This is a genomic window from Rhizobium ecuadorense (genome assembly GCF_001187535.1).
GTDB classification, from domain to species: Bacteria; Pseudomonadota; Alphaproteobacteria; order Rhizobiales; family Rhizobiaceae; genus Rhizobium; species Rhizobium ecuadorense.
Map to the genome: position 1 here is coordinate 1 of NZ_LFIO01000194.1, position 264 is coordinate 264.

General features: G+C 50.4%; 1 protein-coding gene. It reads right to left on the reverse strand.

What is annotated here, in order from left to right; translation table 11 throughout:
- Positions 1–26: 26 nt before the first annotated feature.
- On the reverse strand, positions 27–264 hold a 238-nt coding region (locus tag AF337_RS44135), incomplete at its 5' end, for a hypothetical protein (RefSeq protein ID WP_210168037.1).

The following is a 264-nucleotide window of genomic DNA, read 5'->3' on the forward strand; positions in this document are numbered from 1 at the left end:
GCGTCAGATGTGTATAAGAGACAGCCTCAAGCCAAACTGTGTGAACCCAATTTCAATTTCAGAAGCTCCGGCCTGATCTCACGCCAGCACGCTTTCAACCTGCTTATATAAGCCAGCGTTTCTTCGGACACCATATTCCTTCGCATAACCATGGAAGGTACAAAATGACCAGGTTCACTGAACAAATATCCGGTTCCGCGCAACGGCTCATCAGCGATTTCCGTCACCGCTAGAAGCGCGTTGCGTCCTTCACCGAGCACGATC